Origin of the sequence: Natrinema zhouii (assembly GCF_013456555.2) — an archaeon.
Taxonomy (GTDB): Archaea; Halobacteriota; Halobacteria; order Halobacteriales; family Natrialbaceae; genus Natrinema; species Natrinema zhouii.
In genome coordinates this window covers 1,711,298-1,730,582 of the sequence record NZ_CP059154.1, presented here as the reverse complement: position 1 = coordinate 1,730,582, position 19,285 = coordinate 1,711,298, and the positions used below count along the sequence as shown (strand labels likewise).

Here is a 19,285-nt window from a genome sequence, read left to right as displayed (position 1 = left end):
CTGAGGTTCTCGGGATCGAGCGAATTTTTCGGATTCGCGGACAGGGCGCTTCCGAAAGAACCGTCAGCGGTCGGCGCGAAGCGCCGACGATCTCGCGGGAACGAAGCTCCCGCTTAGTGACGAGACGCCAGCGGCGTCTCGAACCACTTCATCCCGAGACAGTTCACCGCCACATCGTCGCTGTCCGCTCACGAGCCCTAGTTTCATCTAATTCCGTGGTGTAGCCCTCCCTGGACAGGTCCGTACTCCGTATGATTGACCCGGCTCTGCGACAGGCTCGTTCCTCGAATCGGCCTCCCCTGTTAGTGCCCACATGAACCAGCGAACCCGCGTCGCCGTCGCCGCCGCTGTCATCGTCCTCCTGCTCGCGTCACTCGGCGTCCAAGCGGTCGTTATCGATCGCGAGCCGAGAGTCGTAACCGACGACGGCAGGTACCCCGGGAACACGCTCGTCGGCGTCCATTCGTACAACGACGACGGGCGGGTCGTCGAACTGGCGCCCGACGGCGAGGTCGTCTGGGAGTGGTCGGTGCCGGACTCGCGCGTGTTCGGCGTCGAACAACTCGACGAGGGAACGGTGCTGGCGGCCGTCGCCGTCAGGACGCCCGCCGAAGACTGCCCCGAGGAGTACCTCGAGTACGAGGAGACAGACCACCAGTGCGTCCACAATCGCGTCGTCGAAATCGATACGGACTCGAACGAGGTCGTCTGGGAGTACGACTGGTACGACGAGTTCATCGCCGACCACGAAGTCCACGACTTCGAGCGCCTCGAGAACGGCGAGACGGCGATCGTCGACATGGGGAATGATCGCGCGTTCACCGTCGACCGTGACGGCGAGATCACCTGGGAGTGGCACGCCGAGGACCACTTGACGCCGGGCACGCCGTTCTACGAGGAGTACGGCGGTCCCGAGAAGGAAGGGGAACACGACGACTGGACGCACGCGAACGACATCGACCGACTGGAGAACGGCAACTTCCAGATGAGCATCCGCAACTTCGACGCGATCATCGAGGTCGATCCGGAGACCGACGAGGTCGTCGACGTCATCGGCGAGCCCGGGAACCACGACGTACTGGACAAACAGCACAATCCGCACCGCATCGAAGACCAGGGGACGATGGTCGTCGCCGACAGCGAGAACGGGCGCATCGTCGAACTCGACGTCGAGTCTGAAGCGCGCGTCTGGCGCTACACCGGCCCCGCGAGCGAGCCCCTCCAGTGGCCTCGGGACGCCGACCGGCTACCCAACGGCAACACGCTCATCACCGACTCCCGGAACAACCGCGTGCTCGAGGTCGACCCCGCCGGCGAGATCGTCTGGCAGTTCGACGATCGCGCCGGCGAGGTGATACCGCTGGCGTACGAGGCCGACCGGATCGGCGTCGACGAGCGGTCCGACGTTCCACCGGGGACCGAACTGACCGCGGTCGACGACGAGCCCGGCCCCGTCGAGTCGGCGATTCGGAAGGGGGCGGCCATGGCCCAGTACGTCCTCCCGACGTGGATGCACCTCCCGCAGGTGCTGCACGTCGCCGGCATCGCCCTCGGGGCGCTCTGGCTCTGTGCGGAGGGGGTCGTCTTCGGCTGGCGGCGGATCAGAGCCCGTCAGTGATCGGGTCCGGCCTCGCCGGCCGTTGCGGCCCCGTCGGTCCCGGTCAACGTCTCTCGAGTGTCTCGGTGTCGCCGGTCGCTGGATACGGACCGCTCACCGGGTTGCCTTGTACGTGAGAAACACCGCCGTCCCGAGCGCCGCGGCGTACCACAGCGTCCCCACGCGGATGACGATCGTGGCGGCGGCCGCGACGGCTTCGGGGTAGCCGAACGTGAGCAGCACGCCGACCATGGACGCCTCCGCCGCCGCGAGGCCCCCCGGGAGCATCGACACCGCGCCGACGACCGATCCGAGGCCGAAGACGAACAGGCCGATCACGACGCTGGTCTCGAGGCCGAACCCCTCGAGGACCAGCCAGAGGGCGACGCCCTCCAGACCCCACGCCGCGAGGCTGCACAGCGTCGAGACGACCAGCGGGCGAAACTGAAACAGCTGGTAGGCGCTCTCGTAGAACCGCTCCAGTTCGGTCGCGTAGTCGCCGACGACTGGGACCGACTCGAGACGACCGAGGATCGTCAGGCTGGCCCGTCGCCACTGGAGCAGGCCGATACCGGCCGCGATGGCGCCGAGGACGATGACGACGGGGAGCGACGAGCGGCTGTAGACCAGCAGTCCGAGCGCGGCCATCGCACTCAGCGCGATGAGGTCCGTGACGCGCTCGGCGCCGACGACAGAGGTGGTCTTGCTCACGGGGACGCCGCGCTCCTCTCGGAGGAACCACGCCTTCCAGACCTCGCCGGCCTTCCCCGGCGTGACGACCATCATCAGGCCGCTGAAGAAGGTGACGGCGCTCGCCTCGAGCGGGATCTCCACCTCGAGCCGCCGGAGGTAGTAGTGCCACTTGGCGAACCGGAAGCCGTACCCGACGGTCGTCAGGCCGATAACGGCCGCGAACGTCCCCCAGTTCAGGGTGGCGAGGGCGCTCGTCACGTCGCCGACGTTCGCGTAGGCGGCGAGGCCGAGGAAGACGACGACCGAGAGGAGTGCCGTCAGCCAGATGCCGTGGTCGCGGACGACCGCCCGGCCGTAGTCGACGACGGTCTCACCGTAGTCGCTCATCGCCGCAGGAATCCCCCCGACGTGAGCGTCCCGACGGCGCGACCGGAGGCGGTGCGGAGCTGGTGGAGTTTCGTCGCGACGTGTCCCGAGAGGTACCGTCCGCGACCGCTCGCTCGAACGCGCCCGTCGCGGACGGCGTCTACGAGCGAGCCGTCGTCTTCGACGCTGGTGTACGCGCGGCCGATTTCCATCGGGAAGTGAGCGTCGCTTCCGCCGGTCGCCGGCAGGTCGCGGGCGGCCGCGTACGCCGCTGCGCGCTCGTTGAACCGACGGCGGACGCAGCGCGAATTCACCGTTTCGACCCCGTCAACGGCGTCCGCGAGTGCTCCGAGGTCGGTCTCGTAATACTGCCGCAACGTGTCGAACGGATGCGAGAGGACGGCGACGCCGCCCTGCTCGTGGACGTGGTCGACCACCGCCAGCGGATCAGTCTGCGGCGGTGCCTCCGCGACGTCGAGCGCCAGGAGGTGACCCTCGGTCGTCGTCACTTCGACCGCGGGGATCACTTCGAGGTCGTCCGGCGCGGCGTCCCGAACGGCGTCGACGTTGGCGAGCGTGTCGTGGTCGGTGACGGCGATGCCGTCGAGTCCGGCGTCGACCGCTGCTTCGGCCACGCGCTCGGGAGGAGTGCTCGAGCAGGGCGAAGCGTTCGTGTGTACCTGAAGATCGTATCGTCGTGTCATGGTGGTCTCGGTGCGAAGTGGAGTGAGATGGTCACGTGATCATCTCGATGAGTCGGGGTGGAACCTCGTAAAGGACTGCGATAACGAGAAGCCCCCAGACGACGAGATTGACGAGAAACGGGCGGTCACCGAAGAGGAACTTCGGGTCGCCGCCCAGATCCTGCGTGTGGGCGAGGAAGTGGTAACGGAAGGCCGCGAAGACGGCGAACGGGAGCGTGGCCATCATCCACATCCCGCCGCGGTAGAACGTGTAGAGCGAGTAGGAGACGACCAGCGCCGCGAGGACGACGACGAGCAACTGGTCGAGCGTCTCCTCGGTGTACTCGGCGAGGGTCGCGCGCGCCGCGGCCGGATCATCGTTGACGACCATCTCGTGGCGGCGTTTGCCGAGCGCGAGCATTAGCGCCCCGAGAAACGTACAGACGACGAGCCAGGGACTCAGGTAGACGTCGATGGCGACGACGCCCGCGATGGCCCGCAGGACGAACCCGACGGCGATGACCATCACGTCGACGATGACAATATCCTTCAGAAACGAGGAGTAAAGCGCGTTCTGGGCGAGATACGTGCAAACGACGAGGAGGAACAGCGGGCCGAGGTACCAGGAGAGGGAGAGTCCGACGACGAAGAGTAGGAACGCGAACGATACTGCGACGGGGATCGAGACCTGACCGCTGGCGATGGGACGGTGTTTCTTCCGCGGGTGGTTGCGGTCCTCCTCGATATCGAGGATGTCGTTGCCGATGTACGTCGTGCCCGTGATGGCACAGAAGGCGACGATCCCGACGGTGACGTTCGTGACGGCGACCGGATCGAACAAATTCTCGGAGAAGACGATCCCCAAGAGCAGAATGCTCTGCTTGTACCACTGCCAGGGGCGCATCTCCTTTACCAAGCCCGAGACGGTTCCAACGAACCGGCTCTGGTTAGCATAGGCGCGGGCCATCTGTTTGTCTCTCCTGCCACACAGGCCGAGAAAAAGGCCCGGCTTGCTTGTACTGATTTGCGGCGATAGGCCGGTCTTAAACGGTGATGGGCGACGGAGAGACGTTTGGTTAAATCGGGGATAGTAGTATGAGTCACACCGTTGCAGCGTTCGATGAGAAAACCGAGAGACCGGAGTCCGATACCCCTCCTTCAAATACGATGTCAGCTAGCGTGCGCGACGAACGGGGGTCGCTCGACCGAGCAACAGCCTATAGTAGTCACTGAAACGATTTACACGCTGATTGCATCGCCGTCATGCGATCAGGTGTGCAGTGATTTTCAGTGACTACTATCGTTGTCGCGAGCGGAAGTGAACCGGCAGATCGTTGCAGGGTGAACCACTGCTCAGCTCGCGGGCGAACGCTTCGGTTTCACGATGGAAACTGACCACTCACCGCACGCTCGACATCAGCCCTGTCGCGCTCCCGTCCCTCGGTTCCACAGACGTAAGAATCCTTAGGTCAGCATAAGACTCGGTAAACGCCGATACACTATTGAGGCGCGGTATTGACGTCCCGCGTGATATCACGATGAGCGATAGTGAGCGCGCCAGCGACGACTCGAGTGGCTCGGTTCTCGTTACGGGTGGCACCGGATTCCTCGGCCTTCACACGTGCCAGTACTTCCGCGACCAGGGGTGGGACGTCACCGCGTTCGACCTGAAGCCGTTCGAGGAGGAAGACGACACGGACGGAATCGCCTTCGTCGAAGGGGACGTCCGGAACGAGGGGGCCGTGGCCGATGCGCTCGAGGAGAGCGGCGCCACCGCGGTGGTACACACGGCGGCTGCACTCCCGCTGTGGGACGCCGACCGCATCCGCGAGACGACCATCGACGGGACGCGAAACGTGCTCTGGGCGGCGAAAGAACACGGCGTCGAGCGGGTCTGTTACATCTCCTCGACTGCGGTTTACGGAACCCACGACGCACATCCGATCACCGAGGAATCGGCTCTTGACGGAGTCGGACCCTACGGCGAGGCCAAGATCCAGGCCGAAAAGGTCTGTCAGGACTTTCGCCGCATGGGACTGTGCGTCCCCATCCTCCGGCCGAAAACGTTCATCGGTCCGCAGCGCCTCGGCGTGTTTCAGGTGCTGTTCGACTGGATCGAGGACGGCGCGAACGTTCCGCTCGTCGGTTGGGGAAACAACCGCTACCAGTTGCTGCACGTCCACGACCTCGTCACCGCCATCGAACTGCTGCTCACCGGCGACGAGGAGGCGGTGAACGACACGTTCAACGTCGGCACCGACGAGTTCGCCACGATGAAAGCGGACTTCCAGGCCCCCATCGACTACGCGGGGACGGGCAAGCGAACCATCGGGACGCCCGCCTTCCTCACGGTCGCGGTCCTCCGCGTACTGGATACGCTGAACCTCTCCCCGCTGTATCCGTGGGTCTACGAGACGGCCCACGAGGATTCCTACGTCTCCGTCGAGAAACTGAAAGACCTCGGCTGGGAACCCGAGTACTCCAACCAGGAGGCGCTCGTGGAGACGTACGAGTGGTACCTCGAGAACTACGAGGCCGACGAGACGGCCGACGAGACCGGCCTCGACCACCGCGTCGCGTGGGATCAGGGCGCCCTCGCCGTTGCGAAGAAGATTTCGCAGCGGATCTGAAATGTCCGTGCGTTCACGCGTCGCGAGTCACTCCGGGTGGCTCGCCGTCCTCGGGCCGTTCGTCGCCGCCCTGTTCGTCGCCGGCTTCGTCAGATACGTGCTCGTCGACTGGCCGACGATCGCGACCGATCCCGCGTTCTTCCAGCATACGGGCTGGTACGTCCTCAACGGCGGCGTTCCGTATATCGATGTCTGGGACGTGAACCCGCCCGTTCCGTTCGGAATCACGGCCGTTCTCTCCCTCCTCTCCGGTGGGGATATGCTCGTCCTGCACGGTCTCAGCTCGGCGCTTACGACGCTCGTCGCCGCTGCGACCGTCCTGCTCGTCGGGTGGGTAGCGTACCTCGTGACCGGAGAAGACGCGGCGGCGGTCGCCGCCGGCCTGACGATGCTCGTCGTCCCGGAACTCTTTCTCCTCTCTCCGGAGGGGGTGCGAGCCCAGTTCTACGCGCTGTTTTTCGGCGTCCTCGCGCTCGCACTCGCCCTTCGCGACCGCCCCTTCCTCGCCGGGGCCATGGCGGCACTGAGCGCCGGTTCGTGGCAATCGGGAGGCGTCTTCGCGCTGCTGGTCGTCGGTATGGCCTACCAGCGAAGCGGACGAAGGGACGCGCTCTGGACCATCGCGGGCGGCGGCGTCGTGACCGGCGTCGTCGTCCTCGTGTTCGCGGCTGCGGGCGCGCTCGTCCCCATGTTCGTCGAAACGGTGGTCGCGACGTTGTCCGCCGGATCGTCGTACACCCTGGCTGAGCGCGTCTACTCGCTACTGCTCGTATTCGGCTACGGGTCGCTACTCCTCCCGGTGGCGCTCTACGGCTGGGCGCACGCCGCCGTCCGCGACCGTCGGGAGCGGTGGTGGATAACGGCGGGCGGCGTGTTACTCGCCCTTCAGGTACTGTTCGTTGACCTGGACGGCTCGACGGACGCGCTCCCGTGGCTCGCCTTCGTCGCACTCGGCGTGGCCGTCACCGTCGAGCGCGTGACGACGCGGTGGTCGGCGACGGCGGAGCACCGCGGTGACGACGCGAATCGGGCCACCCGACGTCGATGGACGGCCGTCGTCGCCGTCGTCGCGGTGCTCGTTCTCTCGGGACTGGTCTGGCACTTCGGCTCGCCGGCCCCGCAGTCGACGCTCCGCGCGATGCACCAGGAGGCCGAGCCGGAGGCAGATCCGTTGCCGATAACGCCGGCCGACGGAGACGTTCCGTCGATGCAGACGATCTACTGGGAGCAGCTGAAACCGGAGACCTGTCACTACCGATTGAGCTGGAACGAGGTGCGGTGGGTCGCGATGACCGACGACCGACTGGACAGACGGACGTGCGACGGGTGGCCGGATCGGACCGATCGGGGCTAGCGGTTCGGCGTCGCCAGCGACTCGACATCGCTCCCGGAACGTTCCTCGAGCACCTCGTTGTGACACTCGCCCTTCGCAGACCGTGCGTGCTCGCTCGTTCGTAGCGGCGGCTCTCGAGAACGAGTACGAGCGCGAGAGGAGCGGAACTCACGCTCAGGTGCAGGTGGCATGAACTGCCTCGACTTGTTCTCCCCGTCGACGCCGATGGCGGCGATCGCGTGGCGTGTGAGCCCGCCGGCAACGGTCGGTCGGCACCGAACGCGACCCGCTTCGGCGGCCCTCGAGCGGCTGTCGGCCGACGAAGAAGACGCCGGCAGCGATTTCACTCGTTGCCCGACAGCCGCTCGAATCGAAACACCGCGATTCCGTTGTACCGTTTCTCTTCCACCGGGCCGCGGTACGCGGAGCGGTTTTGTACCGTCCGTAGAATCCGTCGGTTGGTCGAGGGATCGGAGTACGAGAGTACGACCCAGACCTCGTCACGTCCCTCGACGGACCCCCGTATTTCGTCGGTCGACGCGTCGGGCGCGATCCGAACGGTGGAGACGTCCGCATCCAAGTAGTAACTGATCGTCCGCTCCGTGAACGGCCTGCTCACGAGGACGACGTCGTCGCCATCGACGTTCGACTCGACGTCGGCGGCGGCCTCGCGCCACTGTTCTTTCTGGTCGTTCTGATAGTACGCCGGGAGCGGCAACAGGAGACCGACGAGGAGCATCCCGACGACGACGTACCGAAGCGACGGGCGCGAGAACGTCCGCACCCCTTTCGCGATCAAGAGGAAAAACGCCAGCGACGCCCCGATCGAGTACCGATCTACGAAGATCGGCGTGACGACGTGCGAGAGGGCGATCGGGACGAGTATCGGCACGGCGAACCAGAGGACGACCACGTACACGGCGTTTATCGGTTCGTCCTGGGGGTCGGTCTCCGACGCCGTCTCGCGGTCGCTCGAGAGCGCGAGGACCAGACAGCTCACGGCGACGAGCGTGACGAGCAGTGGGAACGACTCACCGAACAGGTAGCCGCCGAGGTAGGCGGCGAACGTCTCCCTGACGGTCTCGGCCGTCGGCAGCGGAATCCACGAGACGTTACTCGTTTCGCCGCCGCTCGCCGCCATCGTCCGGCGGACCAACCGAACCAACCAGGGGACGAGCAGGAGAGTAGTGACCCCCTGGAGGGCGATCCAGCGGCGGACGGTCAGCCGCGACCGGGGGACGATCCGGACGAAGTACCGAGAGAAGACGTACGCGTTCTGGGCGAGTATCGCGAACAGCCCGAAGACGTGCGTATAGCCGAGGAGGACCGCGGAAACGACGTATCCGATATCGTTCCGAACACCGGCCTCATCGGCCGGTCCCTCCGTCTGCATCCGTACGAACCAGTAGAACGAGAACGCGGTCAGCAGTGCGAGCAGGTTGTACATCCGTACCTCCTGCGAGTACCAGACGTGAAACGGTGAGACGGCGACGAGCACCGCTGCGATCGCCCCGACCTCTCGGTCGAAGAGTCGCCGACCGACCCCGTAGAGGACGACTACCGTGCCGATTCCGACGAGGGCCGATAGCAGTCGCGTGGCCAGTTCGGTCGTTCCGAAGACCGCCGTCCAGCCGGAGAGGAGGAGATAGTACAACGGCGGGTGAGGATCGTTCCCCGGCACGCTGAGCAGGAGTTCGGACGCCGTGTTGGACGTTACGGTGGTCACCGAGACGACTTCGTCGACCCAGTAACTCTCGGACTCCAGCCGGAAGAGCCGAAGCGCGGCCGCGAGGAGAGCGATCGGATACAGTTCGATCGGAACACCCGCCAGGGACTGACCCCAGTTTCTCCCCTCGTCCCTCTCGGTCGTCGAGGGCGGCGACATACTCCCGATTGCAACGATTCGGAGTATGAATGTTGGCCGTCTAACGACACCCGCCGGCCGGATTACCGTCCGCCTTCGCCGCCTTCGAGTGGCGAAATCTCGAGTCGTGCGAATCGGAGCGTCGCGCCCATCGAAACTCGTTGCTTCGCACAGCGAATGTGACGGTTCGCAGGCCGCCACCCGTTCTCGCAGTACGCGCTTGCGAGGGGTTACGAAAGTGGACTGCTCGCTGTGTCGACCGGGAGGGACGCCCGCGTTCGACCGAAACGGTCTCCCACTCGGTGTTGCGTCTACTGGTCTGACGACGACACGTCCGAAAGCGCCGCCTCGAGTTCCCGAACCCCATCCTTCGCCGTCCGATCGGGATTCGCGAGGACGCGAACTGGTTGCTGGCCGAGTGAGACGAACCCGAGGTCGAGCCGGTCGGCCGTTTCGCGCAGACCGAGGCCGGCGTCGGCGTCCCCTGCGATGACCTTGCGAGCGGGGCTCTCGTGGGCGCGCAATCCGAGATCGAAGCCGTCGATCGAGTCGACGATTTCGTGGCGATCCGCTCCCCCATTTTCGGCGAGGCTGGCGATTGCAGCGTCCAGACTCGAGCGCAACCCGGAGTCCGTCGTCCGATTGACGAACCGGAGGTCGCGATCGACCAGGTCTTCGAGCCCCTCGATTTCGGTGGGATTTCCGGCCCGGACGACCAGTCCCCACTCGCGGTCCCACTGGCCGAGTTCGGCCGTTTCCGTCTCTCGCTCGAGCGGCCCCGCGGCCACGGCTACGTCAGGGACCCCTTCGCGGAGCCGCCGCAGGCCGGGTCGGGTGCCGACCGAGAGATAGCGCGGGTTCTCGAGCCCGTCGAGCAGCCGAGCGACCGTCGGATCGCCCTCGCCGACGCCGAACAACGTCGGCGGCCGGACCTCCGGCGAGAACAACGTGACCGTGACGGGTTCGCCCTTCTCGAGGTAGTCGGTTTCTGGACCGACTTCCACGACGCCGTCGGCGTGGGTGAGGCTGGTCGTCGCGCCGCTGCCCTTGTCGACGGGGTAGACGAGCGTCTCGCCTGCACCGTCGGTAACCAATCCGACGGGCATGAGCCGATGACGACCCTCCTCGTACCGCTCTTGCCGGGCGAGCCGGCCGGAAACCGTCGCGGATTCGGGCTCCGGGATACCGGCCGCCTCGCGGATCGCCGGCGCGACGAACGTCCGGAAGACCATCATCGCGGAGACGGGATAGCCGGGCAGTCCAACGTAGGCGGAATGATCTAGCCGCCCGATCAACATCGGCTTCCCCGGCTTGATGCTCACGCCGTGGAGCAGCAACTCGCCCTGCTCCTCGATGACCCGGTAGATGACGTCGACCGCGCTCGCGCTGGTCGATCCCGACGAGAGCACGAGGTCGCACTCCTCGGCCGCGCTCCGCAGGATCTCCTCCATCTCGTCCTGTTCGTCGCCGGCGTGGGGGTAGAGGACCGCCTCACCGCCCGCGTCTTCGACCCCCGCGGCGATCGTGTAGCTGTTGACGTCGTAGATCTCCCCGCGCTCGCTGTGCAGTTCCTCGCCCGGCCGGACGAGTTCGTCGCCCGTCGAGACGATGCCGACGCGCGGCTTCGCCCGGACCGGCACCTCGTCGATCCCCAGCGCGGACAGGAGACCGATATCGCGCGGCGTGATCGTGGTCCCGGGACCGAGCGCGCGTTCGCCCGCGGCGACGTCCGCCCCCGCGAACATGACGTTGTCGCCGGGTGCGACCGACGTGCGGACCAGCACCTCGTCGCCGTCTGTATCAGTTCGCTCCACTGGAACCATTGCGTCGGCTCCGTCGGGCATCACCGCGCCGGTCGAAATCTCCGCCGCCTGTCCCGACTCGAGCGCCACCTCCGGTTTCGCACCCGCGTGGACCTCGCCGACCACCTCGAGTCGAGCGGGATCGGCCTCGTCCGCGCCGAACGTGTCCCGCGCTCGCAGCGCGTAGCCGTCAAGGCTCGCCCGGTCGAACCCCGGCACGTCGAGTTCGGCGTCGAGTCGCGCCACGAGCACTCGTCCCCGCGCGTCCTCGAGCGGGACGCGCTCGATGCCGCCCTCGAGCGAGAGCGAGTCGATCGCCTCGCGGGCCTCGTCGGGGGAGGCGAGATCGCGAAACTCCTTGCGGTTCATAGCGACACTTCGCGTGCCGAGGGTAAAAACGTCGGTCGAACGAGCCCGCGGTCCTACCGGCTCGATGCCGACTCGGTGATTCTAGCGGCTCGATGATTTCACAGATTGATGATTCCTTCCGGCAGGTATGGTTCTCACCACGTTGTTTGTCGCCTGAAATACAATACTACACGATCGTAACGAAATGTCCGACCCGAGAGGAGTGATACTGCTAAATGGGCCGATTTTTAATTATAAATGTCGGAATATGAAGAGTTTTAGCGCCGGATCCCGGACCGGTATCCGTGTCTTTCCGATGGAGTGCCGTCCCGAATCCCTTCCGGTGGTTCCTGCTGGCGATCGGCTACCTGCTCGCACGGCTCGGGGTCATCGATCCCCGACGCGTCGAGCGGACGACCGACCTCGCCTGGCCGCGGATCGTCACGGGGATCGCCCGGATGTCGAAGTCCGCGGCGGACATCGCGATGGTCGGGATCGCCCTCGGCCCGGCGGCCATCGCCGGCGTCGGACTCGCGACTCCCTACTGGGGGATCGCGTTCGCGATCGGTGGCGGAATCGCCGGTGCGACGATCAGCCTGGTCTCCCAGCGCTACAGCGGCGGGACGGCGAAGGGCGTCACGCTGGCGGTCACGGCGAGCGGCGTCATCGTCGTCACACTGCTGCTTCCGCTCGCCGCACTGTACGGAACGGTTCCCGAACGATTGATCGCGCTCGTCGGTAACGACTCCGCATCGATCGCCTACGGCGCGGACTACCTCCGGGTCGTCGCGATCGGAGTCCCGTTCGCGGGGCTGAATCTCATCGGCAGTCGCGCGCTCGTCGGTGCCGACGACGCGTGGACGCCGATGGTGCTCCGAGCGGGCGGTGCGGTGGTCAACGTGACCATCAACGCGGTGTTGATATTCGGCCTCGAGCTGGGCGTCGTCGGCGCGGCCATCGGGACCGTCGTCGCGAACGTCCTCGTGCTGGCCGCGTTCGCCACCGGGTTCACCACCGGCCGGCTCCCGCTGGTCGGCGAGTTCCCCGTCACCATCGACGTGGCGTTGCCGCGTCCGACGATCGGCGAACTCCGGACCGTTCTGGATATCGGGACGCCGCTCGTCTTCACGAATATCGCGCGGCGAGCGGCGCAGTTTCCGATGCTCGCGATCGTCGCCCTCTTCGGGCCGAACGTGCTCGCCGCCTACGTCGTCGCTCGCCGCGTCCGGGATCTGATGGATACGCCGGGCTGGGGCTTCTCGCTCGCCTCGAGCAGTCTCGTCGGGCAGGAACTGGGCACCGGTGACGAACGGGACGCCGACACGTACGGTCACGAGGTCCTCTGGTTCGGGACCGGCGTCTACGTCGTCAGCGCGACGATCGTCCTCGTCTTCGCCGAACAGGTCGGTCGCATCTTCGTCGCCGACCCGTCGATCCTGCCGCTCGTGACCGTCTTCATCGCGGTCGCCTGTCTCAGCGTCGTCTTCCGAGGCATCAGCGGCGGTGCGACCGGGCCGCTTCGCGCCAGCGGCGACACCCGCTGGCCGTTCTACGGGCAGGTGCTCGGTCTGTACGGCGCTGCGCTCCCCGTCGCCTTCCTCGGTGCGGTCTCGGTTCCGCTCCCGTTCCTCGAGGCCGTCACGCCGCTGGGAATCGGCGCGCTCTACGCCGCGTTGATCCTCGAGACGCTCGTTCCCGCCGTCGTCACGTACTACCGGTTTTCGACCGGCCACTGGAAGGCCATCAGTCGATCGTATCGCCCCGAATCGTCGCCCGGCGATTAGTAATCGCCCCCTCGAGACGGACGGGGGTGCGTTCGTCTCGGCCGGGAACGTCACACGGCTCCTCCCGCCGTAGTCGGATCGCCGAGGGGAACGGTTACAACCCCGCCACTGGATGATTGTGGTATGTCACGACTTGGTCAATCGGACCGCGAGCGCATCGCAGCCCTCTTCGATCGCCACCTCGAGGTCGGGCTCCACCACGGGGCGCAGCTAGCCGTCTACGTGGACGGCGAACCGGTGATCGACCTCGCGGGCGGCGTCACGGGACCGGACGACCCGGAAGAGACCCGCGAGACACGTCACATCCTCTTCTCGAGTACGAAGCCCTACGCGGCCGTCACGTTGCACTCCCTCGTCGAGGAGGGGAAACTCGAGTACGACGACCGGGTGGTCGAGCACTGGCCCGAGTTCGCCGACGAGGGCACGGAAAAGGCCGAAATCACCGTCCGACAGGTGCTCAGCCATACGGCGGGGCTCAATCGAGGCGAGATCGACGATCGGCCCGATCTCTGGGGCGACTGGGACGCCGTAGTGGAGCGACTCGAGGCGATGGAGCCGAACTTCCCGCCGGGCGAGGTGCCCGCCTACCACGCGCTCACTTTCGGCTGGCTCGTCGGCGAACTCGTCCGCCGGGTCTCCGACACGCCGATCGAACGCGCCGCCGCCGAACGCGTCTTCGATCCGCTCGGGATGGACGACACCGGGATCGGCCTGCGGGACGACGAGGATGACGACGTGGCGACGCTGGTCGGCTTCGAGGCGTTCGACCGCTGTCGCGATCCCGGCGAGGGGCTCGGGGACAACGCCGAGGTCGCGGCCCCGTTCAACGACGAAGCGATCCACCGAGCCGTGATCCCCGCCGCCAACGGCATCGGCACCGCCGGCGATATGGCTCGATTCTACGCCTGTCTCGCGAACGGCGGCGAACTCGAGGGCACGCGGCTCCTCGAGCCCGAAACCGTCGATCGGATGACGCGCCTCGAGGCCGAGACGGACGCGGACGGCACGATCGGCCGGGAAGCGCGATTCTCGCTCGGCTTCTGGAACGGCGGGACCACGGTCGCGCCGTACGGCTCGCTCTCCCCCGAGCACGCGTTCGGCCACGCCGGGCTGGGGAGCAGCGTCGGCTGGGCCGACCCCGAGGAACAGATCGGCTTCTCGTACGTGACGAACGGCGTTCGCGAGGGCTCCTACGAACACGTCGCTCGAGTGAATGCGCTCGCGGACGCGGTTCGGCAGGCGCTTCGGTGAGTCAGCCGATCGTTCGTTGCGGGCGGTCGATCGCCGTCAGGTGGCGATCGTTTGCTCGAACTCCCGAATCGTCTCGTCGCTGCCGGCGACGATCACCTCGTCGTCGGCGTCGATCACCGCTCGCTCGTCGGTGACGATCGCTCCCTCCCGCACGATGCCGACCACGGTCCAGCCGCGTTCGGTGTCGCGGCGGACGTCTATCAGCGAGTCGTCGGCGAACGGTTGCGAACCGGTGCGAACGAGGCGGATCTGGCTCGTCGGATCGATGACTCGCTCGCCGTGGACTTCGGCCGCGACCAGCCGCGCGGTCGCCCGCTGAATGGAGAGGACGTAGTCGGCACCGGCCTTGAACGCCGGCGTCGCCTTCTCGGTGTCGGTCACGCGGGCGAGTATCTCCACGTCGTCCGAGAGCGACCGGGCCGTCGCCACGGTCAACAGCGCGGTCGCGTCGTCGTCGACGGTGACGATCAGCGCGTCGGCGTCCTCGATACCGCTCTCCCGCAGCGTCCCCGGTTCGCTGACGTCGCCGACGACGTCGGGGTCCGCCGCCACGGACTGGTCGATCGTCGTGATCGAGGCGTCCGCCGAGAGCGTCTCGGTGGCGGTTGCACCGCCTTCGCCGACGCCCGCGACGACGATATCGTCGTCCACCGACGTCCGCGGCGCTCGGACGCCCGATACCTCGCTCGAGACGTCGTCGATCGCCCGCTCGGGGCCGGCGACGACCAGCACGGTGTTCGGCGTGAGTCGAACGTCGCCCGGCGGCGACAGGCGGAGGGTCCCGTCGAACCAGCCGCCGACCAGCGTCAGGTCCGGACTGGTCGCGATCGACGACTCCCCCACGCGAACGCCGTGGAGCGCGCTCTCCCGTCGGACGAGAACCTCTCGGACGGCGATCGACTCCTCGTCCCCCTCGGCGGGGTCGTCGACCGTGACCGGTGTCGTCGCCTTCTCGGCGAGTCGACGGCCGATGAGCGCGTGCGGCGCGACGCTCCGGTCGACACCGATTTCGTCGAACGCCTCGTCGTGGCGCGTCGATTCGGTGAAGCTGATCGTCCGCAGGTCCTCGTTGGCCTCCAGTGCCGTCAGGACGATGCTCGCGGTGCTATCGCCGGCGTCGGTGATCAGCAGCGAGGCGCAGTCGATCATCGCTCGATCGAGGTCCGACCTGTCCTCGGGATCGCCGTGGATGGCCTGATAGCCGTCGTCCGAGAGCCGTTTGGCCTCGTCCTCGTCGGACTCGAGGAGGACGTACTCCGCGTCGAGCTCCTCGAGTTCGTCGAGCAGGACCTCTGTGTCGCGCTGGTACTCGGCGACGACGACGTGATCGTCCTTCACGGTGAGCCGGTCGTCGAGGTTGAGCGGCGTCCGCTCGAACAGCGGGATGACGAGGATTCGGAGGGCGACGAATCCGATCAAAATACCGGTCACCTGAATCGTTATCATCAGCAGGTTCATCGCCGGCGTCGACCACGGCGCCCCTGCGCCGAACCCCGTCGTCGTCATCGTCTCGGTGACCGTCTGTAGCGAGCGGAAGATCGACTGGGGCCGCCCCTCGAGCCGCCGCATTCCCACGTTGTAGAGCACCGCGTAGAGGACGACGATCGAAACGATACTGACCGCGTAGACGAGCACCAGACGCTGTCGTCGCGTCAGATCCGACGGGTGCAGTCCCTCGATCTGGAGTTCACGCATGCGTCAGTTCCCTGTACTATCGGTTCCGACTCACTAAGTGCTCGGTCGGAACATACAACCTCCGCCCGCGTGGATCGCACTCGAACGCCGTCATCGCTCCGCGTCCGTCTCTGAGGAGTGCCTCGAGTCCGCTGTCCGAACAGTAATACGTCACTGCTCCCTAGACCGCGTATGGCGGATCTCGGGACGGCCGCACTGCGATTCATTCAGCTGTACGGCCCGCTCGCGTTGTTGCTCTTTACCTTTCTCGAGACCTCGATGCTCTTTCCGTTCTTTCCGAGCGAGGTCGTCGTTCCGGCCGCGGCCGCACTGCTGATCGTCGACCCCATCTCCTTCGTCGTCTTCGTCGGGGCGGCGACCATCGGTGGCACGCTCGGCGCGTTCGTCCTCTTTTACGCGTTTCGCGGACCCGGCTCACGCGGACTCGGCCGCCTCCGGAAGCGGATCGACGTCTCCGAGGACGCGACCGAGCGCGGCCGCCGGTGGTTCCGCCGCTGGGGAACGTCGTCGGTCTTCTGGGGACGGTTCCTGCCGGCGCTGCGTTCCGTCGTCACCATCCCGGCGGCGCTCGCCGACATGTCGCCGACCCGGTTCGGCGTCTACACGGCGGCCGGCACCGTCCTGTTCTACGCGGCCGTCGGCGCGGTCGTTTACTACGGCAGACAGCAGTCCCTGTTCGAAGCCGCCGGCTCCGTCGCCGCCGATCGGCCGGTTCTCACTGCAGTGGTCGTTGCCGTCGCCCTCGTGATGGGACTCCTGGTCGTTACACAGTACCGACGACGAGAACGAGGCACCTATCGGAACAACTGAAGTCGTTCATACACCGTTCGCACAGACGTCCTGCGATCGTGTACGGCTGGTTTTCGTGGGACTCGCAGTCAGGCGTTCGGTTCCCAGTTCTCCACGGCGACCGTCTCGCCCGCCGGAATGCCCTCGCGATCGTCGTCGACGACCACCCAGCCGTCCGCCAGCGCGACGCTCGAGAGGACGCCCGACCCGCTCGCCCGCGTCGGAATCGCCGTGTACTCGGGCTCGTCACGCTCCCGGTCAGTCTCACCCTCATCCTCGTCGCGCGCCTCGAGCCGAACCCGCGCGAACGTCCGGGTCCCGGGTTCGCTCGGAATCTTGCGCTCGAGGGTCGCCCGCGTCGTCGGGTGGGGATCGGGCGTCGTCCCCTCGAGCCAGCGCAGGGTCGGTCGGAGGAACTGGACGGCGTTGACGATGCAGGCGACGGGGTAGCCCGGCAGCGCGAGAACGGGGGTGTCCTCGACGATTCCGAGACAGACGGGGTGGCCGGGTTTGAGCCCGACGCCGTGGACGAGCACCTCGCCGAGGTCGTCGATCACCTCGGGTAAGAGGTCGCGCTCGCCGACCGAGGAACCGCCGGTCGTGACGATCACGTCCTTCGTCAGATCCCGCTGGATCGCCACGCGCAGCGACTCGGGATCGTCGGTGACCACGTCGCGATAGGTGGCTCGAGCGCCCCAGCGCTGGGCCAGCCGCGAGACGGTGAGCCCGTTGGTTTCGACGACCTCGCCGGGGTCGGGATCACCCGAAACGAGTTCCTCGCCCGTCGGTACGACGCCGACTGTGGGTTGCTGGGCCACCGTGACCCGGCCGTAGCCCGCCGATCGCAGGAGTCCCAGGTCAGACGGTCGGAGCCGGTGGCCGGCATCGTACAGGTGCTGTCCTTCCTCGACGTCCTCGCCGACCGGCGCGACGTTTTCGCCCTCCGCAACGGCGTCTCCGACCTCGAGTTCGCCGGCCGACTCGAGTTCGGTCACCCGCTCGATCATGACGACGGCGTCGGCTCCCTCGGGGAGCGCGCTGCCGGTGTGGACCCGCGCGGCCGTTCCCGGTTCAATTTGGTCGGCGGTGGCGTGCTCGTCGCCGTCGTCGGAACCCGAAGCGGGCTCGGCGATCCGCAGCACTTCTGGCGACCGATCGCTGGCCCCGAACGTGTTCGCGGCGCGGACCGCGTAGCCGTCCATCGCCGCCCGCCGGTAGTGTGGGACATCTCGAGCGGCCGTGACCGGTGCGGCGAGGACGCGGCCGTCCGCGCGGTCGACGTCGACGGTCTCGGTCCCGCAGGGCACGTCCGAATCGCCGTCCCCGCTCCCCTCGACTGCCTCCTGCAGAATCCGACGCGCCTCGTCGACCGGCGTTCGGACCTTGAACCCGGCCTCCGTGCGCTCGCGGTCGGCACCTTCCATACGGTGACTCGGGTCGCGGGACGCCAAAAGCGTGGGGGACCCGCGGCTCGAGCGGTTGGCTCGCTGATGACTGGTTTGTAACGGAGGAGGCCGTGTTACTCCAGGGGTAGATTAACCGCCGTGCGGTGGCGCGCGCTGGTGGGCGGTCGAGCGCCAGCGAGGCCGCCCACGAACACCGTGCGAGGGATGAGCGAACGTATGTGAGCGAATCGGCTGGGGAGGGCGTGGCCAAGCCCTGTTGCCACGGTAGCAGGGCACTTCGTGCGTCACCGTCATTGGAATACCCGTTTACCAAACTTCAGAAACTGCGCACCTTATCCCTCTGCATACCACAGGGCCGAGACGCCGATCGCCGTCGCGACGAAAAACGAAATCATCAGGACGAACACCCCCATTCGTTCGCTGAAGTAGACGACCGTGAGGGCAATCCCGAGCAGGCCAGACGCGAGCGCGATGAGAACATCGAGCCGGCGACGGATAGCGCGATCATACGACGTGTTTCTATCACTCAACGATAAAAACACGTAGAACTGAGCTTCGGGGAACAAACAGTGCGAGTTGCGGCCTCGAGGACCGAACCGCCCGACCGACGTCTCGCCGCGACCGCGGGGTTTTTCGTATCGGCGTTCGAACCTGTGTCCATGTCTGCGCTCCGCGACGCGTTGCGGGACCTCCCAGAGGACGTCTTCTTTGATCTGCTCGAGAGCGAGGACGCCTACCTGCTCGTACTCGACGTCCCCGGAGTGTCCGCCGAGTCGCTCGACCTCGCGATCGAGGACGGTCGGATCTCCATCGACGCCCACCGGGAGAAAGAGCCGACCGGTGACTACCAGTACGTCGAGGAGAACCGGTCGCTCTTCCTCGACGTCGACCTCCCGCTGCCCGACGACGCGTCCGACGCCGGTGCCGAGGCGACGGTCAACCGCGGCGTCCTCGAGTTGACGCTCCCGAAACGCGGCGCGAGTGGCGAGACGACGATCGACATCGTCGACGAGGACGTCTAACGCGGGGTGACCGAGGCTGGTT

General features: G+C 66.6%; 16 protein-coding genes. 7 read left to right on the top strand and 9 right to left on the bottom strand.

What is annotated here, in order from left to right:
* Nucleotides 1-313: 313 nt before the first annotated feature.
* Nucleotides 314-1,618 carry an aryl-sulfate sulfotransferase gene (locus HYG81_RS27185; RefSeq protein WP_180842774.1) on the top strand — a complete coding sequence of 435 codons (1,305 nt, stop codon included), beginning with the start codon at nt 314-316 and terminating at the stop codon, nt 1,616-1,618.
* A gap of 93 nt (nt 1,619-1,711) precedes the next feature.
* Here HYG81_RS27185 and HYG81_RS27180 read toward each other — a convergent pair whose 3' ends face one another.
* From HYG81_RS27180 to HYG81_RS27170, 3 genes are read right to left on the bottom strand one after another with little or no spacing between them, the layout of a single operon-like run.
* Nucleotides 1,712-2,677 (bottom strand): lysylphosphatidylglycerol synthase transmembrane domain-containing protein, encoded by a 966-nt coding sequence (locus HYG81_RS27180; protein WP_180842773.1) that lies wholly within the window; start codon nt 2,675-2,677, stop codon nt 1,712-1,714.
* Entirely contained in the window at nt 2,674-3,360 is a 687-nt protein-coding gene (locus tag HYG81_RS27175; RefSeq protein ID WP_180842772.1) for a PHP domain-containing protein, read from the bottom strand. The genes HYG81_RS27180 and HYG81_RS27175 overlap by 4 nt, the downstream gene beginning before the upstream one ends.
* A 31-nt stretch (nt 3,361-3,391) precedes the next feature.
* On the bottom strand, nt 3,392-4,306 hold the full coding sequence (locus HYG81_RS27170) for a decaprenyl-phosphate phosphoribosyltransferase (RefSeq protein ID WP_180842771.1): 915 nt from the start codon (nt 4,304-4,306) through the stop codon (nt 3,392-3,394).
* 571 nt (nt 4,307-4,877) lie between these two features.
* Here HYG81_RS27170 and HYG81_RS27165 point away from each other — a divergent pair.
* Nucleotides 4,878-5,969: an NAD-dependent epimerase/dehydratase family protein gene (locus HYG81_RS27165; protein ID WP_180842770.1), complete on the top strand. Its 1,092-nt coding sequence runs from the start codon at nt 4,878-4,880 to the stop codon at nt 5,967-5,969.
* A gap of 1 nt (nt 5,970) precedes the next feature.
* Complete coding sequence (locus tag HYG81_RS27160) at nt 5,971-7,323, top strand: DolP-mannose mannosyltransferase (RefSeq protein WP_180842769.1); 1,353 nt, start codon at nt 5,971-5,973, stop codon at nt 7,321-7,323.
* On the opposite strand, the gene HYG81_RS27155 is transcribed toward HYG81_RS27160, so the two are convergent.
* The 3 genes from HYG81_RS27155 to HYG81_RS27145 all read right to left on the bottom strand — a co-directional run bounded on the left by HYG81_RS27155 (nt 7,320) and on the right by HYG81_RS27145 (nt 11,337).
* A complete protein-coding gene (locus tag HYG81_RS27155) occupies nt 7,320-7,649 on the bottom strand; it encodes a hypothetical protein (protein WP_226777534.1) in 330 nt (109 codons plus the stop codon). The genes HYG81_RS27160 and HYG81_RS27155 overlap by 4 nt on opposite strands.
* Entirely contained in the window at nt 7,646-9,187 is a 1,542-nt protein-coding gene (locus tag HYG81_RS27150) for a glycosyltransferase family 39 protein (protein ID WP_180842768.1), read from the bottom strand. Before HYG81_RS27150 ends, HYG81_RS27155 begins: the two co-directional genes overlap by 4 nt.
* A 290-nt stretch (nt 9,188-9,477) precedes the next feature.
* Entirely contained in the window at nt 9,478-11,337 is a 1,860-nt protein-coding gene (locus tag HYG81_RS27145) for a molybdopterin biosynthesis protein (protein WP_180842767.1), read from the bottom strand.
* Between the two features lie 284 nt (nt 11,338-11,621).
* Here HYG81_RS27145 and HYG81_RS27140 point away from each other — a divergent pair, with 284 nt between their 5' ends.
* Complete coding sequence (locus HYG81_RS27140; protein WP_180842766.1) at nt 11,622-13,100, top strand: MATE family efflux transporter; 1,479 nt, start codon at nt 11,622-11,624, stop codon at nt 13,098-13,100.
* A gap of 123 nt (nt 13,101-13,223) precedes the next feature.
* Nucleotides 13,224-14,351 (top strand): serine hydrolase domain-containing protein, encoded by a 1,128-nt coding sequence (locus HYG81_RS27135; protein ID WP_180842765.1) that lies wholly within the window; start codon nt 13,224-13,226, stop codon nt 14,349-14,351.
* 36 nt (nt 14,352-14,387) lie between these two features.
* Here HYG81_RS27135 and HYG81_RS27130 read toward each other — a convergent pair whose 3' ends face one another.
* Complete coding sequence (locus HYG81_RS27130; RefSeq protein WP_180842764.1) at nt 14,388-16,046, bottom strand: potassium channel family protein; 1,659 nt, start codon at nt 16,044-16,046, stop codon at nt 14,388-14,390.
* Nucleotides 16,047-16,217: 171 nt separating this feature from the next.
* On the opposite strand from HYG81_RS27130, the gene HYG81_RS27125 reads away from it, so the two are divergent.
* The gene (locus tag HYG81_RS27125) at nt 16,218-16,856 is read left to right on the top strand and encodes a DedA family protein (RefSeq protein ID WP_180842763.1); all 639 of its coding nucleotides are present in this window, start codon (nt 16,218-16,220) and stop codon (nt 16,854-16,856) included.
* A gap of 68 nt (nt 16,857-16,924) precedes the next feature.
* Here HYG81_RS27125 and HYG81_RS27120 read toward each other — a convergent pair whose 3' ends face one another.
* Together HYG81_RS27120 and HYG81_RS27115 are read right to left on the bottom strand one after the other, a co-directional pair.
* The gene (locus HYG81_RS27120) at nt 16,925-18,259 is read right to left on the bottom strand and encodes a molybdopterin molybdotransferase MoeA (RefSeq protein ID WP_180842762.1); all 1,335 of its coding nucleotides are present in this window, start codon (nt 18,257-18,259) and stop codon (nt 16,925-16,927) included.
* A gap of 314 nt (nt 18,260-18,573) precedes the next feature.
* On the bottom strand, nt 18,574-18,771 hold the full coding sequence (locus HYG81_RS27115; protein ID WP_180842761.1) for a hypothetical protein: 198 nt from the start codon (nt 18,769-18,771) through the stop codon (nt 18,574-18,576).
* Nucleotides 18,772-18,900: 129 nt separating this feature from the next.
* On the opposite strand from HYG81_RS27115, the gene HYG81_RS27110 reads away from it, so the two are divergent.
* Nucleotides 18,901-19,263: an Hsp20/alpha crystallin family protein gene (locus tag HYG81_RS27110; protein WP_180842760.1), complete on the top strand. Its 363-nt coding sequence runs from the start codon at nt 18,901-18,903 to the stop codon at nt 19,261-19,263.
* Nucleotides 19,264-19,285 lie beyond the last annotated feature (22 nt).

What these genes read in the sequence shown, in the direction of transcription:
- HYG81_RS27185 (WP_180842774.1), top strand. Translation starts at nt 314, where the DNA reads ATGAACCAGCGAACCCGCGTCGCCGTCGCCGCCGCTGTCATCGTCCTC.
- HYG81_RS27180 (WP_180842773.1), bottom strand. Translation starts at nt 2,677, where the DNA reads ATGAGCGACTACGGTGAGACCGTCGTCGACTACGGCCGGGCGGTCGTC.
- HYG81_RS27175 (WP_180842772.1), bottom strand. Translation starts at nt 3,360, where the DNA reads ATGACACGACGATACGATCTTCAGGTACACACGAACGCTTCGCCCTGC.
- HYG81_RS27170 (WP_180842771.1), bottom strand. Translation starts at nt 4,306, where the DNA reads ATGGCCCGCGCCTATGCTAACCAGAGCCGGTTCGTTGGAACCGTCTCG.
- HYG81_RS27165 (WP_180842770.1), top strand. Translation starts at nt 4,878, where the DNA reads ATGAGCGATAGTGAGCGCGCCAGCGACGACTCGAGTGGCTCGGTTCTC.
- HYG81_RS27160 (WP_180842769.1), top strand. Translation starts at nt 5,971, where the DNA reads ATGTCCGTGCGTTCACGCGTCGCGAGTCACTCCGGGTGGCTCGCCGTC.
- HYG81_RS27150 (WP_180842768.1), bottom strand. Translation starts at nt 9,187, where the DNA reads ATGTCGCCGCCCTCGACGACCGAGAGGGACGAGGGGAGAAACTGGGGT.
- HYG81_RS27145 (WP_180842767.1), bottom strand. Translation starts at nt 11,337, where the DNA reads ATGAACCGCAAGGAGTTTCGCGATCTCGCCTCCCCCGACGAGGCCCGC.
- HYG81_RS27135 (WP_180842765.1), top strand. Translation starts at nt 13,224, where the DNA reads ATGTCACGACTTGGTCAATCGGACCGCGAGCGCATCGCAGCCCTCTTC.
- HYG81_RS27130 (WP_180842764.1), bottom strand. Translation starts at nt 16,046, where the DNA reads ATGCGTGAACTCCAGATCGAGGGACTGCACCCGTCGGATCTGACGCGA.
- HYG81_RS27125 (WP_180842763.1), top strand. Translation starts at nt 16,218, where the DNA reads ATGGCGGATCTCGGGACGGCCGCACTGCGATTCATTCAGCTGTACGGC.
- HYG81_RS27120 (WP_180842762.1), bottom strand. Translation starts at nt 18,259, where the DNA reads ATGGAAGGTGCCGACCGCGAGCGCACGGAGGCCGGGTTCAAGGTCCGA.
- HYG81_RS27110 (WP_180842760.1), top strand. Translation starts at nt 18,901, where the DNA reads ATGTCTGCGCTCCGCGACGCGTTGCGGGACCTCCCAGAGGACGTCTTC.